General features: G+C 71.7%; 19 protein-coding genes and 1 pseudogene. 16 read left to right on the top strand and 4 right to left on the bottom strand.

Going from position 1 to position 18456, the window contains the following annotated elements; genetic code table 11:
• The first annotated feature begins 110 nt into the window (after positions 1-110).
• From MKK70_RS17955 to MKK70_RS17890, 14 genes and pseudogenes are all read left to right on the top strand, one after another.
• A complete protein-coding gene (locus tag MKK70_RS17955) occupies positions 111-1916 on the top strand; it encodes a TonB-dependent siderophore receptor (RefSeq protein ID WP_409568291.1) in 1806 nt (601 codons plus the stop codon).
• Positions 1917-2000: 84 nt separating this feature from the next.
• Complete coding sequence (locus tag MKK70_RS17950) at positions 2001-4091, top strand: ABC transporter ATP-binding protein/permease (protein WP_243949231.1); 2091 nt, start codon at positions 2001-2003, stop codon at positions 4089-4091.
• A gap of 12 nt (positions 4092-4103) precedes the next feature.
• Positions 4104-5243, top strand: coding sequence for a PLP-dependent cysteine synthase family protein (locus tag MKK70_RS17945; RefSeq protein ID WP_243949230.1), 1140 nt, complete (start codon positions 4104-4106; stop codon positions 5241-5243).
• A pseudogene (locus MKK70_RS31095) lies at positions 5236-5637 on the top strand (YitT family protein); the annotation flags it as partial. The gene MKK70_RS17945 and the pseudogene MKK70_RS31095, both read left to right, overlap by 8 nt.
• Before the next feature lie 339 nt (positions 5638-5976).
• On the top strand, positions 5977-6948 hold the full coding sequence (gene exbB, locus MKK70_RS31090) for a tonB-system energizer ExbB (protein ID WP_243949234.1): 972 nt from the start codon (positions 5977-5979) through the stop codon (positions 6946-6948).
• Positions 6949-6952: 4 nt separating this feature from the next.
• Entirely contained in the window at positions 6953-7387 is a 435-nt protein-coding gene (gene exbD, locus MKK70_RS17930) for a TonB system transport protein ExbD (RefSeq protein ID WP_243934982.1), read from the top strand.
• The gene (locus tag MKK70_RS17925) at positions 7384-8292 is read left to right on the top strand and encodes an energy transducer TonB (protein ID WP_243949229.1); all 909 of its coding nucleotides are present in this window, start codon (positions 7384-7386) and stop codon (positions 8290-8292) included. Before exbD ends, MKK70_RS17925 begins: the two co-directional genes overlap by 4 nt.
• 102 nt (positions 8293-8394) lie before the next feature.
• On the top strand, positions 8395-9756 hold the full coding sequence (locus MKK70_RS17920; protein ID WP_243949228.1) for a M16 family metallopeptidase: 1362 nt from the start codon (positions 8395-8397) through the stop codon (positions 9754-9756).
• Positions 9753-11033: a M16 family metallopeptidase gene (locus MKK70_RS17915; RefSeq protein WP_243949227.1), complete on the top strand. Its 1281-nt coding sequence runs from the start codon at positions 9753-9755 to the stop codon at positions 11031-11033. Before MKK70_RS17920 ends, MKK70_RS17915 begins: the two co-directional genes overlap by 4 nt.
• Before the next feature lie 78 nt (positions 11034-11111).
• Positions 11112-11540, top strand: coding sequence for a hypothetical protein (locus MKK70_RS17910; RefSeq protein ID WP_243949226.1), 429 nt, complete (start codon positions 11112-11114; stop codon positions 11538-11540).
• Positions 11541-11629: 89 nt separating this feature from the next.
• Positions 11630-12658, top strand: coding sequence for a DUF2891 domain-containing protein (locus tag MKK70_RS17905; RefSeq protein ID WP_243949225.1), 1029 nt, complete (start codon positions 11630-11632; stop codon positions 12656-12658).
• A gap of 236 nt (positions 12659-12894) precedes the next feature.
• Entirely contained in the window at positions 12895-13056 is a 162-nt protein-coding gene (locus tag MKK70_RS17900; RefSeq protein WP_187274833.1) for a YqaE/Pmp3 family membrane protein, read from the top strand.
• A gap of 25 nt (positions 13057-13081) precedes the next feature.
• Positions 13082-13333 (top strand): hypothetical protein, encoded by a 252-nt coding sequence (locus MKK70_RS17895; protein WP_147727082.1) that lies wholly within the window; start codon positions 13082-13084, stop codon positions 13331-13333.
• A gap of 131 nt (positions 13334-13464) precedes the next feature.
• Positions 13465-13668, top strand: a complete 204-nt coding sequence (locus MKK70_RS17890; RefSeq protein WP_147727083.1) for a hypothetical protein — start codon at positions 13465-13467, stop codon at positions 13666-13668.
• Between the two features lie 175 nt (positions 13669-13843).
• On the opposite strand, the gene MKK70_RS17885 is transcribed toward MKK70_RS17890, so the two are convergent.
• From MKK70_RS17885 to MKK70_RS17875, 3 genes are read right to left on the bottom strand one after another with little or no spacing between them, the layout of a single operon-like run.
• Entirely contained in the window at positions 13844-14410 is a 567-nt protein-coding gene (locus MKK70_RS17885; protein WP_243934970.1) for a YceI family protein, read from the bottom strand.
• Positions 14407-15012, bottom strand: a complete 606-nt coding sequence (locus MKK70_RS17880) for a cytochrome b (protein ID WP_243949224.1) — start codon at positions 15010-15012, stop codon at positions 14407-14409. The genes MKK70_RS17885 and MKK70_RS17880 overlap by 4 nt, the downstream gene beginning before the upstream one ends.
• A gap of 52 nt (positions 15013-15064) precedes the next feature.
• Positions 15065-15640 (bottom strand): YceI family protein, encoded by a 576-nt coding sequence (locus MKK70_RS17875; RefSeq protein WP_243935061.1) that lies wholly within the window; start codon positions 15638-15640, stop codon positions 15065-15067.
• A gap of 137 nt (positions 15641-15777) precedes the next feature.
• On the opposite strand from MKK70_RS17875, the gene MKK70_RS17870 reads away from it, so the two are divergent.
• Complete coding sequence (locus tag MKK70_RS17870; RefSeq protein ID WP_243949222.1) at positions 15778-16725, top strand: LysR family transcriptional regulator; 948 nt, start codon at positions 15778-15780, stop codon at positions 16723-16725.
• A gap of 70 nt (positions 16726-16795) precedes the next feature.
• On the opposite strand, the gene MKK70_RS17865 is transcribed toward MKK70_RS17870, so the two are convergent.
• Positions 16796-17173, bottom strand: a complete 378-nt coding sequence (locus MKK70_RS17865) for a hypothetical protein (protein WP_243949220.1) — start codon at positions 17171-17173, stop codon at positions 16796-16798.
• 97 nt (positions 17174-17270) lie between these two features.
• Between MKK70_RS17865 and MKK70_RS17860 the strand changes: the two genes are divergently transcribed.
• Positions 17271-18209 (top strand): LysR family transcriptional regulator, encoded by a 939-nt coding sequence (locus tag MKK70_RS17860; protein WP_147843371.1) that lies wholly within the window; start codon positions 17271-17273, stop codon positions 18207-18209.
• Positions 18210-18456: the final 247 nt, after the last annotated feature.

Here is an 18456-nt window from a genome sequence, read left to right as displayed (position 1 = left end):
GTCCTTGATCACCGCTTCTGCCGGCTTCTTGGCCGGTCCGGATGTCTGCTTCATCTTCGCTCCTCAGGGGCTACGATGAACCAGCCATCCTCCGTTCGTGAAGACCCTCAATCTGTCCCACAGGTGCTGACGTCGGACACTCGGTCAACGGTTCGCCCAACTACTCCCACGACCAGGTCCCGATCGATGCCGTCGAGCGGGTCGAGGTGCTGAAGGGACCGACCTCGATCCTCAACGGCCTGAGCGCTAACGGCGGCCTCGTCAACGTGGCGCTGAAGCAGCCGACCAGCGAGACGATCCGCAACCTCACCGTCCGCTACGGCTCCTACAACTACAAGACCATCGCCGCCGACCTCGGCGGCCGCGTCGAAGGGCTGGAGGGGACGACGTACCGCTTCATCGCGTCCGGCAACCACGCCGACGAGAACTACGCCGGATACAAGGATCCTCATGAGATCCTGGTCGCCCCGACCGTCCGCTGGCAGGGCCAGGACCTGATGGTCGAGGGGGGCCTGCGCTACTCCCAGGCGCGGACCGGACCGGCGACCTTCGCGCTCCTCTCGACCTTCGGCACGGAACGGTTGGGGCCGCTCTTCGCGCAGCCGCGCGGCGTGCCGATCGGCAATCCATACTTCGCAGGGCTTACCGAGAACCTGACCCTGTCCACGAAGCAGTCCTACGATGTCGGGCGCATCTTCGGCATGGACGTCACGCTGAACCACAGCTTCGAGTGGACAAGGAGCAATGCGACCTACAACCAGCCCTTCGCCTACAATACCACGGATTTGAGCATCACGGATCCGAGCAACCTCCCGTTCTATCACTTCACGGGCGGAGTCAAGGTCTTCAACAGAACGGACAGATCCGACATAACCATGAAGTACGAATCCGAGCAGGTCAAACAAACCCTGAAATTCGGGTTCGATTATTTAGGTTACAACAATTTCGTAAATACCGAACAGAGCCAGTTCACGACAGATGCTTTTACGGGATTGCTCAGGATCCAGAGACGACAAACCCTGACCGCATCGACTGGTCTCTTTACCTACGATATATCCACTTCGGCCAATACGCTGGGCTACTACGTCCTCGACAAGGTCGACACGCTCGACGACCGGCTTCACATCTTCGGAAGCGTTCGCCGTGACGACCACGAGCAGACCTCCACGCCCACTACCAACACCTCCGGCTCGGGCACGCCGACGATTTCGGGCCTCTCGTGGGTCGCCGGTGCGGCCTTCGACGTCACGCCCTGGATGACGGTCTACGGCAATCGATCGAACGGCTTTATTCCCACCAGCTCCATCGACAGGTCCGGCAACGTGCTCCCACCCGAAGGACGCGATCTGGCGGAGGTCGGCGCGCGCTATGCCCTGTTCGACAAGCGCCTCAACCTGACGACGTCGTTCTACGATCTCGTACGCACGAACGTCGCGAACACCGATCCGACGGATCCGACCGGGGTGACGGCGATCCTCGTGGGAGGCCAGAACAGCAAGGGCATGGAAATCGAGGCCCAGGGCGAGGTTCTGCCCGGCCTCAACCTCATCGCCAGCCTCACCAGCCAGACCTTCGAGGGTGGGCAGGACGCTCTCACCGGCCGGCCGAAGCATCTCGCCAGCCTATGGACGACGTACACCCTGCAGGACGGCCCCTTGGCCGGCCTGACCTTCGGCGCCGGCGTACGTCGCGTCGGAAATTTCTTCGTCGCGACCGGCGTGAGCGATCCCGTCGTATTCCGCTTCAACGGATACAATACCTTCGACGCCGCGGTATCGTACCAGGGACCCGATTACACGGTGAGCCTGAAGGTCAACAACATCCTGAACACGTATGCGCTGAGTCCATCGACGGTGACCATACTCACCCCCATCCAGGGCCGCAACGTGACGCTGCAGGCGACCTACCGCTTCTGACCATCCGAACGGCGACGCCGCGGTCCGCCGCGAGCGCGCCACGATGCATCGGCCCGGCCGCCCCCTTCCCCATCAGGCAATCCCATGATCTGGCTCGGTACCATCCTCATCGCCGCCTCCGCGGCGGTGCTTTCGGCCGAGGGCTTCGGCCTGGGGTCCCATCGGCTGCTGGCCGGCTTCCTCGTCCTGGCCGCCGCGGCGAGCTTCCGCGCCGGGCCGGTCTCGGCCTTCCACCGGGTGCTGATGGCCCTGTTCGGCTGCGAGGCGGCCGTCCTCGCGCTCAGCGTCCTCGCCGATGCCGGGGGCCTGCTCGCCGACCGGCCGCCGGCGCTCACCGTCTCCGAGCCTGTGGTGATGACGCTCTGCCTGTTCGTGATGGTTCTGCGCGCCCTGGCCGGCCTCCCGGTCGTGCGCCGCGCGCTCGCGATCGCCGACCGCTTCTTCGCGTCGCCGGAACGCACGCACATCCGCATCCTCGGCCGGCCCCTCGCGATCCCCGACCGGGTGCTCGCGCGCGTCGGCATCGTCGCGATCGTGCTCGTCAACCAGGTCCTCATCGTCTTCGAGATCCAGACGCTCCTCCTCTCGTCGCGCTTCATGGACGCGCTGCAGGCCTATGACGGCCCGACCTTCTGGCACACGCTCCTCGTCACGATGCCGCTCTGGACGCTGCCCTACCTCTGCTTCATCCTGCTGCGGCACGTCCTGACCTCACTGCTGGCGGTGCGCTGGCGCCGAGGCATGAGCGCCGACTACACCCGGCGCTGGATCACGACGGGCGCGCATTACCGGATGGGGCTCGCCGGCCCCGGGACCGACAACCCGGACCAGCGCATCCAGGAGGACGTTCCGAGCTTCATCAACGGGGGCCAGGGCGACGGCTCCGGGGTCGTCGACCTCACTTTCAACGTGATCGGCACGTTCAGCTCGTTACTGGCCTACGCCCTGATCCTCTGGAAGCTCTCGGACCAGCTGCGCCCGTTCGGGCCGGACATCGTCATCCCCGGCCTGCTGCTCTGGGCCGCGGTCCTGTACGCGGTGGTGATCACGGCGGTGACGATCGTGATCGGCCGCCCGCTGATCCCGCTCTACTTCCGCCGCCAGCACGTCGAGGCGGATTACCGCTACGGCCTCGCGCGCCTGCGCGAGTACGGCGAGCAGATCGCCCTGATGGCCGGCGGACGCACCGAAGCCGGCATCGCCGAGCGGCTGTTCGGCCACGTGCAGCGCAACGCCTACGCGATCATCGTGATGACGGCCGGCCTCTCGATCGTCCTCACGGCCTTCTCGCTGCTGAGCAATAATCTGCCCTACCTCGCGCTCGGCGCCCTGTTCCTCACGCATCAGGTGACGCTGGGCGACCTCAGCCAGGCTAGCGTCGCGTACGGGGCGGTGTCCGGCGCGATGGCCTTCCTCTCCTCGCGGTTCACGAGCCTCGCCGCGCTGAAGGCCGTCATCGACCGCCTGTCCAGCTTCGACGACGCCCTCGACCGCACGGCGGCGCCGGGGGGCGGCCGCGTGGAGGTCGGCCGGGACGGGGCGATCGCGCTGGCGGAGGCCGCCATCCGCCTGCCCGACGGGACCGCCCTGGCCGCGGGCCTGTCGCTGCGCTTCGTGCCCGGGGAGAACGTCCTGATCACCGGGCCGTCCAGCACCGGCAAGTCGACGCTGTTCCGGGTGCTGGCCGGGATCTGGCCGCACTGGAGCGGGCGGATGAGCCTGCCGGAGGGGGCAAGCCTCCTCGTGCTGCCGCAGGCGCCCTACCTCCCGGTCGGCTCGCTGCGGGCGGCGGTGAGCTATCCGGCGCCGGCCGACGCCTTCGCGGACGAGGCGGTGGCCGCCGCGCTCCGCGACGCGGGCCTCGGCCACCTCGCCGCATCGCTCGACCGCGACGAGAACTGGTCGCAGACGCTGTCGGGCGGCGAGCGGCAGCGCGTCGCGATCGCGCGCGCCCTGCTGGCGACGCCCGACTGGCTGCTGCTCGACGAGGCGACCTCGGCGATGGATCCGGCGCTGGAGCGCCAGGTCTACGAGACCCTGAAACGGCGGCTGCCGCAAACGACGCTGATCTCGATCGGCCACCGCGACAGCCTGATCGCCCACCATGCGCGCCGGATCGACGTGCCGCGCGACGGCGACGGCTTCCGCCGCTCGCCCGCCGCGCAGGCCGCCTGAGCGCGCGGCCCGATGCAGGAACCTTCGATCGACGGGCACCGCCCGACCCCGGACCGCAGCTGGCTGCGGGACGCCCTCGACGCCGTGGGCGCGGAAGCGGCACGCAGCGCCGACACGCACCTGCTGCGCGTGCCGCTCGCCGGCCGGGCGGGGATCGACCTCTACGTGAAGGACGAATCCGCCCACGCGACCGGCAGCCTGAAGCACCGCCTCGCCCGCTCGCTGTTCCTCTACGGGCTGTGCAACGGCTGGATCGGGCGCGACACCACCGTCGTCGAGGCGTCGAGCGGCTCGACCGCCGTCTCGGAGGCCTACTTCGCGCAGATGCTCGGGCTGCCCTTCGTGGCGGTGATGCCGGCCTCAACCGCGGCCGAGAAGGTGGCGCAGATCGCACGCTTCGGCGGCCGCAGCCACTTCGTGGACGATCCCGCCGCGGTCCACGCCGAGGCCGCGCGGATCGCGGCCGGGACCGGCGGCCATTTCATGGACCAGTTCACCCATGCCGAGCGGGCGACCGACTGGCGGGGCAACAACAACATCGCGCAATCGATCTTCGGCCAGCTGGCGCGGGAGCGCTTCCCCGTGCCGGCCTGGATCGTAGTGGGGGCAGGCACGGGCGGCACCTCGGCGACGATCGGGCGCTACCTGCGCTACCGGGGCCATCCGACGCGCCTCTGCCTCGCCGACCCCGAGGCCTCGGTGTTCCACCGCCACCTCGCCGATCCCGCCGTGACCTCCGCCCGCGGGCCGTGCTCGGTCGTGGAGGGCATCGGCCGGGCCCGGCTGGAGCCGTCCTTCCTGCCGCTTCTCATCGACCGCTGGGTCGCGGTGCCGGATGCAGCGAGCCTCGGTGCGGCGCGGGTGCTGGCGGAGGTGCTGGGGCGCTCGTGCGGCGGCTCGACGGGCGCCAATCTCTGGGCCTGCGCGCAGGTGATCGACGGGATGGCGGCGCGCGGCGAGAGCGGCTCGGTCGTCACCCTGCTGTGCGATTCGGGCGAGCGCTACCGCAGCACGCATCTCGACGACGCATGGGTCTCGGCCCGGGGCCTCGACCTGCGCGAGCCGATGCGCGCCATGGCCGCCTTCCTCGCGGGCGTCGCGCCGGTCGGGCCGACGCCCGCGCCGCCCCCTCGGAGCTCCGCACATGCCTGAACCGATCGAGGCAGGACCCGCCCGCCGTCACAGCGTCCTGGAGGATGGGCTTGGGATCCTGGTCGGGACGCTCTTGGCCAGTTTCGGCGTGGTGCTCTACGCCCGGGCTGCGCTGCTCGTGGGCGGGGTCGTCGGCCTCGCGCAGGTGCTGGTCTTCATCAGCCCGGTGCCCCTCTGGCTGGGCCTGTTCCTCCTCAACCTGCCCTTCTACGGGTTCGCCCTGCGCACGAGCGGACGGGCCTTCGTCCTGCGCACGCTGCTCGCCGTGACGCTCGAATCCGTGGTCGCGCGGGAGGCTGCCGGCTGGCTTGAGATCGCCGCCATCGATCCCGCCTTCGCAGCGGTGGCGGGCGGCGCCCTGATTGGCGTCGGGCTGTTGTGCCTGTTCCGGCACGACACGAGCCTCGGCGGCATCGGCATGCTCTCGGTCTACCTGCAGGCACGCTACGGCCTGCGCGGGCGGGGTCCAGATGGCCTGCGACCTCGCGATCCTCGCGGCCGGCTCCTGCCTTCTGCCGGCCCAGAACCTCGTCCTCTCGGTCCTCGGCGCGATCGTGATGAACGGCGTGCTCGTCGTCCACCACCGCGCGGACCGCTACGTCGGCGTCACCCGGGTGCTGCGCACCGGCATGCACGAACCCTCGAAAACTGCGTCACCGAGCTGTCGCTTTTCCAGCCTCGTCCGTCAGAACAGGTGGGACCGACGTGTTCCTGGCTGCAGGGGGACGAAATAATGCGCATACTGACTAGCCATCGCACCGGGGGCCGGGCGAGAGCAACGATAGGGCGGATCGCCGGCACGTTCGGTCTGTTGGCGGCGCTTTGGTCGTTGCCGGTGCAGGCGCAAGGCCCTGTCCCCGCCCAGGCCGTCGCGTCGCCTGCGGCGCCGACCGTGGAGGTTCTCCCGGCCACGATCGGCGTGGAGGTCAAGCCCGAAGCGGCCGCCGGCGCCGCGCCGCTGGCGGCCGGGGCATCGCCGGCCCCGGCGGCCAAGCCGCACCGCGACCTCTCGCCGTTGGGCATGTTCCTGAACGCGGACCCGGTGGTGCAGGGCGTGATGGTGCTGCTCGCCGCGGCCTCGGTCCTGACCTGGACGATCCTGCTCGCCCGGGCGCTGGGCCTTCTGCTGGCCAAGCGCCGCCTGCGGGCGAGCCTCGCGGCGATCCGCGCGGCGACGAGCCTGGACGACGCCGCCCATCAGGTCCGGCACGGCCTCGGGGCGCAGCTCCTCGTCGAGACCGAGGAGGAGCTCGCCCTCTCCCAGGGATTGCCGAGCGAGGGCATCAAGGAGCGCGTCGCCATCGCCCTCGAGCGGATCGAGGCGGCCGCCGCCAAGCGCATGGCGGTCGGCATCTCCATCCTGGCCACGATCGGCTCGGTCGGCCCCTTCGTCGGCCTGTTCGGGACGGTCTGGGGCATCATGCGCAGCTTCATCGGCATCGCGAACTCCAACACCACCAACCTCGCGGTGGTCGCCCCCGGCATCGCCGAGGCGCTGCTCGCCACCGGCATCGGCCTCGTCGCGGCGATCCCCGCCGTGGTGATCTACAACGGGCTCGCGCGCAGCGTCGTCGCCTACCGCATGCTGGCGACCGACGCGGTGGCCCTGATCATGCGGCACCTGTCGCGCGACCTCGACCGGCGCGAGGCCGGCACCTTTCCGGCACCCGGCAAGGCCGCCCGGCTGCGCGTGGCGGCGGAGTAGCGCGATGGCCGTCCGGCTCGGATCCCACGCCAACGGCGACCTCGCCGAGAACGCCGAGATCAACATCACGCCGTTCATCGACGTGATCCTGGTGCTGCTGATCATCTTCATGGTCGCCGCCCCCCTGTCGACGGTGGACGTCGCGGTCGAGCTGCCGACCGCGAGCGCGCCCCAGCAGGCCCGTCCCGACAAGCCCGTCTTCGTCAGCGTGCGGTCGGACCTGACCGTGGCGCTCGGCGAGGACGCGGTGGATCGGGCCGCCCTGGGCGGCGCCATCGACGCGGCGACCAAGGGCAACAAGGACGAGCGCGTCTTTCTGCGCGCCGACCGGGGCGTGCCCTACGGCGAGCTGATGGGGGTGATGAACCTCCTGCGGGCGGCGGGCTACCTCAAGGTCGGGCTCGTGGGCCTCGAGGACGTCGGCGGGGGGCAGCCATGATCCACCCGCCGCCGGAAGCCTTCGTGCGCGCCGTCGAGGCGGTGCGCCTGCGCCGGGAGGCGCTGAGCCGCACCCGGTCGCCCGGGCGGATCCTCGGCTGGGCGGCGGCGGCGGGCCTCACCCTCGGCCTGCATGCGGGACTCTACCTCCTCCTGACCCGCCGGGACGATCCGCCTCCCGCCTGGCCGGAGATGCCGGCGGCGGTGATGATCACCCTGTCCCCGATCGCGGTGACCGCGCGCTCGGAGGTCGACAACACCACCACCGGGCCGCCCGCGGACGCCCGCACCCAGGCCGAGCCCGAGCCGGTGGATGAGGCCCCGCCGCCCCCGGCGCCCGAGCCGGTCGTCGACGTCCCGCCGCCCCCGCCGGACGTGAAGCCGCAGGCCGTGCTGCCTCCGAAGCCGCCCGAGGCGAGGACGGCCGAGAAGCCGGTCGAGAAGGAGAAGCCGAAGAAGCCGGTCGAGAAGCCCAAGCCCGTCGATCGCAAGCCGAAGCCGGTCGAGACGCGCAAGCCGGTCGAGCGCAAGGAGAAGCCGAGCGTGGCCGCGCGCGCCGGCGGCGGGCCGCGGTCGGATCGGCGGACGGCCGACGTCACCGCGGCCGCCGCCGCCGGGTCGGCGGTGAGCGAGGCCTCGCGGGCGAGCTGGCAGAACGAGGTCCGGGCCAGGATGGTGCGGGCCAAGCGCTTCCCGTCCGAGGCGCGCGGCCAGACGGGCGTCGCGGTGGTCGCCGTCACCTTCGGGGCGAGCGGCAGCGCGTCCGGCGTCAGGCTGGTCACCTCCTCGGGCAACGCCGCCTTCGACGCCGAGGCCATGGCGGTGATGTACCGGGCCGCCCCCTACCCGCCGCCGCCCGGCGGCCGCACCACCAGCCTGACGGTGCCGCTCGTGTTCCGCCGTTAGGCCCCCGTCGCCCTACACGTGCCCGCTCGAGGGCGAGCGGTCGCGCCCGCCCGCTCTCCGACCGCCGCGGACGAACCGCGGCTTCCCGCAGAGGCCCCTCCCATGATCCCTTCGACCGGCCCGCATCGCGTCGATCCCGCCCTCGATCCGGGCGGCGCCGCGTCCCCGGGCCTTTCGGTGACCGGCACCCGGCTCGCCAACGGCCTGCAGGTCGTCGCGATCCCCGATCGCCGCGGCCCGATCGTCACGCACATGGTCTGGTATCGCAACGGCGCGGCCGACGACCCGCCGGGCAAGTCGGGCATCGCGCACTTCCTCGAGCACCTGATGTTCAAGGGAACCCGGACCCATCCGGCGGGGCACTTCACCGAGGTGCTGGCGGCGCTGGGCGGCCAGGAGAACGCCTTCACCGCCTACGACTTCACCTGCTACTTCCAGCGCGTCCCGGCCGAGCACCTCGCCCTCTGCATGACCTACGAGGCCGACCGCATGCGCAACCTCGTCCTGACGGACGAGGCGGTGGCGAGCGAGCGCGACGTGGTCCTGGCCGAGCGCGGCATGATCTGCGACTCGGACCCGGGCGCGCTCCTGCGCGAGGCCGTCGCGACCGCGGCCTTCCCCGCCCATCCCTACGGCCGCCCGGTGATCGGCTGGCGCCACGAGATCGAGGGCCTCGGGCGCGCGGACGCCCTCGCGTACTACGAGCGCTTCTACACGCCGTCGAACGCCATCCTGGTCGTGGCCGGCAATGCCGAGCCGGGGCGGGTGCACGCCATGGCCGAGGCCGCCTACGGGGCGATCCCGGCGGCCGGGGCCGCGCCGGAGCGGCGCCGGGTGCAGGATCCGCCCGTCCGCGCGCAACGGCGGATCACGCTCGCCGACGCCAAGGTGCGCCAGCCGCACATGGTGCGGGTGTTCGCCGTGCCGTCCTACGGCACGGGCCGGCCGGGCGAGGCGGAGGCCTTCGAGGTGCTGGCCGTCCTCCTCGGCCACGGCCCGACCTCCGTCCTGCACACCCGGCTCGTCGTCGGGCGCCGCTGCGCGACGGCGATCGGCGCCGGGTACTCGGGCGCGCACATGCTGGAGCAGGCGCAGCTGTCGATCTCGGGCGTGCCCGCATCCGGCACCACGCCCGAAGCGCTCGACGAGGCCGTCGAGGAGATCCTGAGCGCGCTCGCCGAGTCCGGCTTCGCGGCCGAGGACGTGGTCCGGGCCAAGCGTCACCTCGTGGCCGCGGCGCTCTACGAGCGCGACAGCCAGTCGTCGCTGGCCCAATGGTACGGCACCCTCCTCGCCTGCGGGCTCGACCTCGAGGCCATCGGCGCCTGGGTGTCCCGCGTCGAGGCGGTGACGCCCGAGGCGCTGCGGGCCGCCCTGCTCACGCTCGACCGGCGCACCGGCGTGTCCGGCTACCTCCGCGACGACGCCGCAGCGGCCCGACTCCCCCGAGAGGCGATCCCATGACGATCCACGTCCCCCCCGTCTCCCTCGCCGAGCGGGTCCGATCGGTCCGCAGCCCCGGCGGGATCGAGGCCTGGCTCTTCGAGGACCACGCCCTGCCGATCCTGTCGGCGAGCATCGGCTTCCGGGGCGGTGCCGCGCTCGACCCGCCGGGCAAGGCGGGCACCGCGCTGCTGATGGCCCGGCTGCTCACGGAGGGCGCCGGCCTCCTCGACAGCGAGGGCTTCGGCCGGGCGCTCGCCGACGACGCGATCCGCCTGTCGTTCGGCCTGGAGCGGGACGGCCTGCGGGCGCGCCTGCGGACCCAGTCCAGCACGGTGGACAGGGCCTTCGCGCTTCTGCGGCTCGCGGTGAACGAGCCGCACTTCGCCCCTGCGCCCCTGGCGCGGGTGCGCGCCGCGGCGACCGCCGGCGTGCGGCAGAGCCTCGCCGATGCCGGCCGGACCGCGCATCTGGCGTTCTTCGCGCGGGGCTTTGCCGGCCACGCCTACGCGAGCCCGGCCGCAGGCGACCTCGCGAGCCTCGAGGCGATCGACGGCGCCGACGTCGTCGCCCTGCATCGCCGCATGCTCACCCGAACGGGCCTCCTCGTCGCCGTCGTCGGGGCGATCGGCCCGGAGGCGCTGGCAGGGTTGCTCGACAAGGCCTTCGCGGACCTGCCCGAGGGCGAGGCGGCGGCCACGCCGCCCGTCGCGCTCGCCGGCCTGGGCGAGCGCGAGGTCGTCCGCCTCGACGTCCCGAACGCCGCGATCGTCCTCGGACGGCCCGGCATCCGCCTCGACGATCCGGACTTCACGGCCTCGCAGGTCGTGAACCACTGCTTCGGCGGCGGCACGTTCACCGCGCGCCTGATGCGGGAGGTCCGGGAGAAGCGTGGCCTGTGCTACGCGATCGGGTCGGGGTTGGACGCCGCCGCGGCGGCCTGCACGCTCAGGATCTCGACCTCGGTCGCCAACGCGCGGGTCGGCGAGACGCTGGCCGTCGTCGCCGACGAGGTCGCGCGGCTCGCCTCGGACGGGATCGGCCCGGACGAGCTGGAGGCCGCCAAGAGCGCCATGATCGGCGCCTACGGGCTGAACTTCGACACCTCGGTGTCGATCGCCGAGCTGCTTCTCACCCTGCAGGTCCAGGGGCGGGGGCGCGATTGGCTCGACGCGCGCAACCGGCGCATCGCCGCGATCACGACGGAGGATGCGGCCCGTGCGATCGGCCGCCTCTTCGGGGACGGGGCGATGCTCACGACGATCGCCGGCGATCCGCCGGCCGGAGCCGACGCCTGACTGGATCGGGACGGCATCCCGCCGGCCCGGCGCCCGCGAGGCGCGCATCGAGACGAGGGGAGCAAGCGGATGAGGACGATGGTTCATGCGGCCGTGATGGCGGCGGCGATCCTGGCCGAGCCCGGCCTGGCGGCGGCGCAGGCGAGGCGCCCCGATCCCGGCCTGGAGCTCGGCGGCCAGGACTCGCAGTACAACAGCGACACCAAGGCGATGCGCAACCAGCTGCAGGGCGGGGCGAAGGAGCTCGGCGGGGCGAAGGAGCTCGGCGCCGCGGCGGCCCCCGCGCCGGTCCGCAAGGCGGCCCGGCCCGAGAAGACGTTCGGCCCCGACCTGGCCGCCTTCGTGGCCGCCCCGGTCGGCGTGATCGTGACGCCGATCAACGCGGGCCTGCGCGCCTTCGACACCGCGATGGCGCCCCTGAACGACGCCCTGCGGCCGATCACCGGTCCGCTGGTGCTGGCGCCGCCCCCCGCCCCGGTGCCGGTGCCGGTGGGACCCGGCAAGTAGGCGGCCCATCCAGGGGCGCGAAGCAGGACCTCGGGACGCTGCGGGCGGCCCCAGGCCCGGCTTCGCGCCGCCTCGCCGGGAGATCCGCATTGCGCCACAGCTTGACCCCAGAGGTCGCCGCCCACTTCGCCGTCGTGACGTTCGGGCATGTCACCCGGGAATATCCGAACCACCTGGCCCATGTGCTGCGGGGACCGGAGGATGCGGCCACGCCGGAGACGCTGCACCCGGTCTTTTACGGCAGCTACGATTGGCACTCGTGCGTCCACGGCCACTGGCTCCTGGCGCGCCTGCTCCGCCGCTTCCCGGACAGCGCCGAGGCGCCCGCGATCCGCGCCCTGTTCGATCGGCAGATGACGGACGAGAAGATCGCCGGCGAGTGCGCCTATCTCGCCGCCCCGACCGCGCGGGGGTTCGAGCGCCCCTACGGATGGGCCTGGCTCCTGAAGCTCGCCGACGAGCTGCGGCACCTGCCGGAGACGCGATGGTCCCGCGCGCTCGCCCCCCTCGCCGGATTGTTCGCGCAACGCTTCCGGGACTTCCTGCCGATCGCCGGCCACCCGGTGCGCGTCGGCACCCATTCCAACACCGCCTTCGGCCTGCGGATGGCCTTCGACCATGCCGAGGGAACCGGCGACGCGGCCCTGGCCAAGCTCCTCGCCGACACCGCCGAGGCCTGGTACGGCGAGGATGTCGACTGCCCGGCCTGGGGCGAGCCGGGGGGCGACGAGTTCCAGTCGCCCAGCCTGATCGAAGCGGAATGCATGCGACGGCTGCTCCCGTCGGCGCGCTTCCTCCCGTGGCTCGATCGCTTCCTGCCGCGCCTCACCCACGGCCAGCCCGCAACTCTGTTCGCGCCGGTCGTCCCGACGGATCGCAGCGACGGCAAGATCACCCATCTCGACGGTCTCAACCTGAGCCGGGCCTGGTGCTTCCGCGCGCTGGCCGAAGCCTTGCCGTCGGGCGATCCCCGCCGGCCGATGATGCTGGAAGCAGCCGAGGCGCATCTCGACGCCAGCCTCCCGCACCTGACGACGCACTACATGGGCGCCCACTGGCTCGCCAGCTTTGCGGTGCTGGCGATGGATACCGAAACCGCGAACGCCCGGGAGGGATGACCTTCGAGCCGGAGGAGCGGGGCGGCCCGGAGCGGCAGCCGAAAACGCCGACCGCCGATCCGCGACGGTCGGTCAAACGACAACGCATGCCAACCGTTGCGACAGGCTCCCTCACCGCGCCCACGCCGCTTGGGCGAGCCTGAGTCGGAACAAATCGGGCTGAAACAGCCTGAGTGTGCGGGGCAGCATCGCCGACGCCGTGCACCCGCCGACATCGTCTGGGGATGCGACGCGCCATGGTCATGATCATCATCTGCTTCCTGGCGCCGTGGCTGGCGATGTTCCTGCGCGGGAAGGTGATCCAGGGCATCCTGTGCATCCTCCTCCACATCACCGTCATCGGCTGGATTCCGGCAACGATCTGGGCCCTGGTGGTCACGCGCAAGGAAGCTGCGTAGGGGCGTCGGACCCGGGGAGGCTTTCATGCAGAGCAGGCTCGCGAAGACGATCATCGGGGCGATCCTCGCCGTCGCCCTGGCCGTCGCCGTGTCCTACGGCTTGATCACCCAGCAGACCGCCGATCAGATCCAGACGAAGGCCGACCAGACATTGCAGACCGGCCCTGGTGTTCCGCCGGCCGGGCCCGGGCAGCCGGCGCCGGCGCCTCCGAACCCACAGGCGCCGACGCAGCCCGGCACGACGCCGGCAACCCCACCCGCGGCGCCGCGGCCATGAGGAGGTCGCAGCCGGCACCGAGGCGCGAGATGTCGGCTCCGCCGCGATGAGGTCGAAGGGCCGCTCCGCATGAGGGCGCCTCCGGACCCGGCAGGCTCCCGGAGTGCACCTCTATTCCGAAGGATAGGCCCATGCTGATGACCGTGCTTCTGCTGGCCTTCCTCGGCATCCTCGTGGTGATGCTGGTAACGCGCCGGCATATCGGGCGGCTCGGATCGCTGGCGACGCTGATCGCAGCCGCGGCGCTGGCCCTCTGGCTGATCGACAGCGGCCTGGTCCCAGGGTCCAAGGGCCCGCTCGAGGGCGACCGGGCGACGACGTTTCGCGACCGGTGATCGCCGTTAGTCGACGGGCGCGTTCGCGCCGAGATCCCGACCGGGTGCGCCCTTGCGCCGCCGGTCATTCGCGCCTTCGGCCGCTTCGGCTCGGAAGTGGGTCCGGCTCGGCGAAGGACGACCGGCCGCGTGCCGGCCGAGGTCGCAGGCAGCCCGCACTTCGAACATCGCGATCCTAGCGCGCAGCGTCCTTCCGGCGTGCCACGAGATCGAGGTCGACGCCGACCTCAAGGGCGACCCATTGGCCCGACGCCCACGGCCCCTGCCCGACGCCGAAATCGGTGCGCACGAGGTCGAGATGCCCGGTGGCGTGAGCGGCATCGCCGGCAAGGGTGAGGCGGAAGGGCAGGGTCGCGTCGCGGCGGATGCCGCGGATCGTGAGGCTGCCGACGGCCTCGTAGGCGTCGCCGCCCCTGGGCACGAAGCGCGTCGCCTCGAAGCGGGCCTGAGGCGTCGCCTTGGTGGCGAACCAGTCGGCCTGCGGCAGGGCCTCGTCGCGCTGGACGTCGCCGGTCTCGGCGCTGGCGAGGTCGACGGTCACCAGCGCATGCCCGGTCTCCGGGGCGGCCGGGTCGAAGGCGATCTCGGCCTCGAAGCGCTTGAAGCGGCCCTTGAACGGGACGCCGACCTGAACCCCCGAGAAGCCGAGGCGGCTCTTGGCCGGATCGACGGCCCAATCCGCGGCCTCGGCGCAGGCGGGTGCGGCGAGGATCGCGGCGGCGAGCAGCAGGCGATACGTCATCGGGGCGAAACCTCGCGGCGGGTGGGGCCGAGCGACGGCAGCATCCGCCGCAGGGTGTCGTCCCGCAGGACGAAATGGTGCCGCAGGGCGGCGCCGGCATGCAGCACGAGAAGGGCGATCAGGAACCAGGCGCCGGACGCATGGACCAGCTTCGATCCGGCCTCCACCGCCGCCTTGTTCGGGAGGTCCGTGACGATCGGCAGATGCGGCCAGGGCACGACGCCGTACAGGACCGTCGGGATGTTGAACGGCGAGGCCGAGACCAGCGCCCAGCCGACCAGGGGCATCGCGATGATCAGCGCGTAAAGCACGCCGTGGGCGAGATGCGCCGCGCCCCGCTCCAGGGCCGGCATCGCCGCCGGCAGGGGCGGGGGCCTGTGGAAGGCGCGCCAGCCGAGCCGGAGCAGCGACAGCACGAGCACGGTGATGCCGACCGACTTGTGCCACTGGTAGAGCTGGAACCGGCGCATCGGCGCCAGGTCCGCATGCGTCATCGCGAGGCCGATGCCGAGGAGCGCGAGCACCAGGGCCGCGATCGCCCAGTGGAAGGCGATCGCGACGCGGGTGTACCGGAGCGGGGCAGGGGCCACGGCCTCGGGCATGGTCGTTCCTTGCATCGCGATCTCGGGGCCCGCGGTCGTGCGCGGCTTGGGCCTATTCGGTGCGCTCGAACGCGCCGGCGATGGTGAGGTGCAGCTCGTCACCGATCAGCGGCACGTAGGTCTTCACGCCGAATTCCGAGCGCTTGATCGTGCCCTTGGCGTCGAAGCCGACCGTGTACTTCTTACTCAGCGGGTTCACGCCGGCGCCGACCAGGGTTACGTCGAGGGTCACCGGCTTGGTCACGCCGTGGAGCGTCAGGTTACCGGCGACCTTGGCCTTGTCCTTGCCCTCGGGCGTGACCTTGGTCGAGACGAAGGTCATCTCCGGGTACTTGGTCGCGTCGAGCCACTGGTCGCCCTTCAGCTCGTCGGTGAGCTTGGAGCTGGTGGTGGTGACCGACGCGACGGGAATCGTGATCTTGAGGCTGCTCTGGGCCGGGCTCTTCGGCTGAAGGTCGAGAGTGCCCGAAACCTCGGAGAACCCGCCGGAATAGTTCGAGAAGCCCATGTGCGACACGGTGAACCCGACCTGGGTGTGGCCGGCATCGACCGCGTAGGCGCCGGCCTGGATCTGGGCCGGGTCGCGGGTCGGCGGTGTCTGCGCCAGCGCCGGGGCGGCGGCGAGCATGAGTGCGATCGACAGGGCGGAGGGGCTAAAGGGCTTCACGAAGAGCTCCGGGCTCGCTGGCACGGCGGGATGCGCCGTTCGGAGGCGCCGAGATAGGCCGCTTCCCAGCGGTGCGGAAGCGCGGTAACCGGAGACGCATGGTTGCGATTCCGGAAACCTTCACCGGGCATCTCGACGACGTGCGTGCCTTCTGCGCGGTGGTCGACCTCGGCAGCGTGACCCAGGCGGCGGCCTTCGTGCGCGAGACCAAGGGCAGCGTCAGCCGCCGCGTCTCGCGACTGGAGGCGGTGCTCGGCGTGACGCTGCTGGCGCGAACCTCGCGCGCGGTCTCGCCGACGGCCGACGGGCTGGTCTTCCACGCCCGCGCCCAGGAGAGCCTTGCGCTCCTCGACGAGGCTCTGGAGACGGCGCGCGGCGCGCGCACCGAACCGCGCGGGCACCTGCGCGTCACCGCCTCCATCGATTTCGGCGTCGAGGTGCTGCCCGATCTCGTGGCGAGCTTCCGCGCGCGCTACCCGCAGATCACCATCGAACTGCTGATCACCGACAACCGGCTGGACCTCGCCGCCAACCGCGTCGACCTCGCTCTGCGGCTCGGCGGCGCGCATCCGGACAGCGGCTACATGGCGCCGATCCTCGCCGAGCTGACGATCGGCCTCTACGCCGCCCCGGCCTATCTCGCCCGGAAGCCGGCTCCGGCCGACCTCGCCGGGCTCTGCGACCACGACGTGGTGTTCTCGCGCGAGCGCGTCGGCGCCTCGCAGATCGCGGTGTCGGACCGGCTCGGGCGCGAGGCGCTGATCGACGTGCGCCCGGTGGTGCGGGCGACGGATTTCGCGACCGTGCTGCGGTTGACGCTGGCCGGCGTCGGCATCGGCCACATCCCGAGCCTCGTCGCCGCGAAGGCGCTGGGCGCCGGCACGCTGGTTCCGGTGATGCCCGATTGGGCGAGCCGCGGCGGGACGCTCCGGGCGGTCAGCCTCGCGGGGCGCGAATTGCCGGCGCGGGTCCGGCTGTTCCGCGAGCATGTCCGCGCGGAGGTGGCGCGCGCGTCGTCCGGTCGGCGGCTCCATGATCCGGCCTGACGGCGTCTGCCGGCTCCCGGCCTCGTCGCGAGGCCGGGAGGGTCGGCACGGCCGGGCATGCCCGGAGCGCTCAGTCGACGGCCGCGGCTTCCAGCGTGACGGCCTTGGTCCGGGAGGGCTGGACCAGGATGCGGTCGCCGACGCGGCTGATCTCGATCGTCTCGGCGGGCGAGTCGGCCGGGCGCGGGGTCGAGAGCGTCACGCTCTGGTCGTCGGCCAGGACCGTCTCGAAGCGGACGGCGGGGGCTGCCGCGCGCGGCGCCAGGGTGACGACGACGCGATACCCTTTCGGCTCGGCGGTGTAGTAGGCGACGCCGGACAGGGTCCCGAGGTCGACGCTGCCGGCCGCGGCCGGCTTGATCTCGGCTGCGCCTGCACTGCCGAGGCCGGCGGTGAGGGCGACGATGGCCGCGAGGGCGATGGTGCGGCTGCGAGTCTTGATGGACATGATCGTGTGACCTTCGTGCTGCCAAGGGCCCGATGCCCTTGCCTTGGTCACGAATATGTTCTGCAGTGCAGCATGGATCAAACCGATCGTATCGCTGATGACTATCGATCACATCGATCTTAGCCGCATCGACCTGAATCTGCTCGTCGCCCTCGACGCGATGCTGGCCGAGCGCAGCGTGACCCGCGCCGCGGCTCGCATCGGCATCGGCCAGTCGGCGATGAGCTCGAGCCTCGCCCGCCTGCGCCGGCTGTTCGACGACGAGCTGCTGACCCGCGCCCCCGACGGCATGCGGCCGACGCCACGCGCCCTGGCGCTGGCCGAGCCCGTCCGCGCGGCCCTGCGGCAGATCCAGGCGATCGTCCGGCGCGAGGCGGCGTTCGATCCGGCCACGACCGAGCGGACCTTCACGGTCAGCCTGCCGGACAGCACCGAGGTGCTGCTCGGGCCCCGGCTGCTCGGCTACCTGCGCGCCGAGGCGCCGGGCATCCGCCTTCTGCTGCGCTCGGTCGACCGCACGCACATCCTGGAGGAGCTCGATGCCGACCGGGTCGACCTCGCCATCGGCTTCGGGTTCGAGGGGCAGACCCATCACAAGCAGCGCCTGCTCTACCGCGACACCTACGTCTGCCTGTTCGACGCCGGCCAGGTCGGGCTAGCGCCGCCGATCTCCCTGGACGATTACCTCCGCTTCCCGCACATCCTCACCAGCCTGCGCGAGACCGCCCACGGTGTCGTGGACGACGCGCTGGCCAAGCTCGGGCGGGCGCGGACGCTGGCGCTGACGACGCCGCGGTTCCTGGTGGTGCCGTTCCTGGTGCGCGCCGCCCCGGTGATCACGACGATGCACGCGCGGCTCGCGACCTACTTCGCCGACGCGCTCGGGCTGACGGTGAGCCCGGCGCCGGTGGAGCTGGACGCGGTCTCGGTCTCGATGCTGTGGCACGCCTCCTACGACGACGACCCGGCCCACCGCTGGCTGCGGCAGGTGCTGGTGCGACTGGCGGGCGAGACGGCCGAGGTCGAGAGGCTTTAACGGGGTGGGGCAGGGGGCCGGCGCATCGCCGACCCCGCATCCCTGACCACGCTCTTCCCTCCCCCCTCTGCGGGGGAGGGAGTACCCGTCACGCATCTGCTGCGCGATCCGGTAGCGAAGGAAACCCGCGCCGCCCCATCACGCCAGCGTCGTCAGGTCCTGGAACCAGTGCTGGGCCTGGGTGTAGCCCTTCACCTTCGGCGAGAGCGCGTGCGGGTTGGTGTCGTGCACGACCCAGACCTGCACC

Source organism: Methylobacterium sp. E-041 (genome assembly GCF_022829665.1).
GTDB lineage: Bacteria > Pseudomonadota > Alphaproteobacteria > Rhizobiales > Beijerinckiaceae > Methylobacterium.
The sequence above is the reverse complement of the archived record's forward strand: the minus strand, read 5'-3'. Positions and strand labels throughout refer to the sequence as shown.

Coding starts and splice junctions, on each gene's coding strand:
- MKK70_RS17950 (WP_243949231.1), top strand. CDS start 2,001: ATGATCTGGCTCGGTACCATCCTCATCGCCGCCTCCGCGGCGGTGCTT.
- MKK70_RS17945 (WP_243949230.1), top strand. CDS start 4,104: ATGCAGGAACCTTCGATCGACGGGCACCGCCCGACCCCGGACCGCAGC.
- exbB (WP_243949234.1), top strand. CDS start 5,977: ATGCGCATACTGACTAGCCATCGCACCGGGGGCCGGGCGAGAGCAACG.
- exbD (WP_243934982.1), top strand. CDS start 6,953: ATGGCCGTCCGGCTCGGATCCCACGCCAACGGCGACCTCGCCGAGAAC.
- MKK70_RS17925 (WP_243949229.1), top strand. CDS start 7,384: ATGATCCACCCGCCGCCGGAAGCCTTCGTGCGCGCCGTCGAGGCGGTG.
- MKK70_RS17920 (WP_243949228.1), top strand. CDS start 8,395: ATGATCCCTTCGACCGGCCCGCATCGCGTCGATCCCGCCCTCGATCCG.
- MKK70_RS17915 (WP_243949227.1), top strand. CDS start 9,753: ATGACGATCCACGTCCCCCCCGTCTCCCTCGCCGAGCGGGTCCGATCG.
- MKK70_RS17910 (WP_243949226.1), top strand. CDS start 11,112: ATGGTTCATGCGGCCGTGATGGCGGCGGCGATCCTGGCCGAGCCCGGC.
- MKK70_RS17900 (WP_187274833.1), top strand. CDS start 12,895: ATGGTCATGATCATCATCTGCTTCCTGGCGCCGTGGCTGGCGATGTTC.
- MKK70_RS17895 (WP_147727082.1), top strand. CDS start 13,082: ATGCAGAGCAGGCTCGCGAAGACGATCATCGGGGCGATCCTCGCCGTC.
- MKK70_RS17890 (WP_147727083.1), top strand. CDS start 13,465: ATGCTGATGACCGTGCTTCTGCTGGCCTTCCTCGGCATCCTCGTGGTG.
- MKK70_RS17885 (WP_243934970.1), bottom strand. CDS start 14,410: ATGACGTATCGCCTGCTGCTCGCCGCCGCGATCCTCGCCGCACCCGCC.
- MKK70_RS17880 (WP_243949224.1), bottom strand. CDS start 15,012: ATGCCCGAGGCCGTGGCCCCTGCCCCGCTCCGGTACACCCGCGTCGCG.
- MKK70_RS17875 (WP_243935061.1), bottom strand. CDS start 15,640: ATGCTCGCCGCCGCCCCGGCGCTGGCGCAGACACCGCCGACCCGCGAC.
- MKK70_RS17870 (WP_243949222.1), top strand. CDS start 15,778: ATGGTTGCGATTCCGGAAACCTTCACCGGGCATCTCGACGACGTGCGT.
- MKK70_RS17865 (WP_243949220.1), bottom strand. CDS start 17,173: ATGTCCATCAAGACTCGCAGCCGCACCATCGCCCTCGCGGCCATCGTC.
- MKK70_RS17860 (WP_147843371.1), top strand. CDS start 17,271: ATGACTATCGATCACATCGATCTTAGCCGCATCGACCTGAATCTGCTC.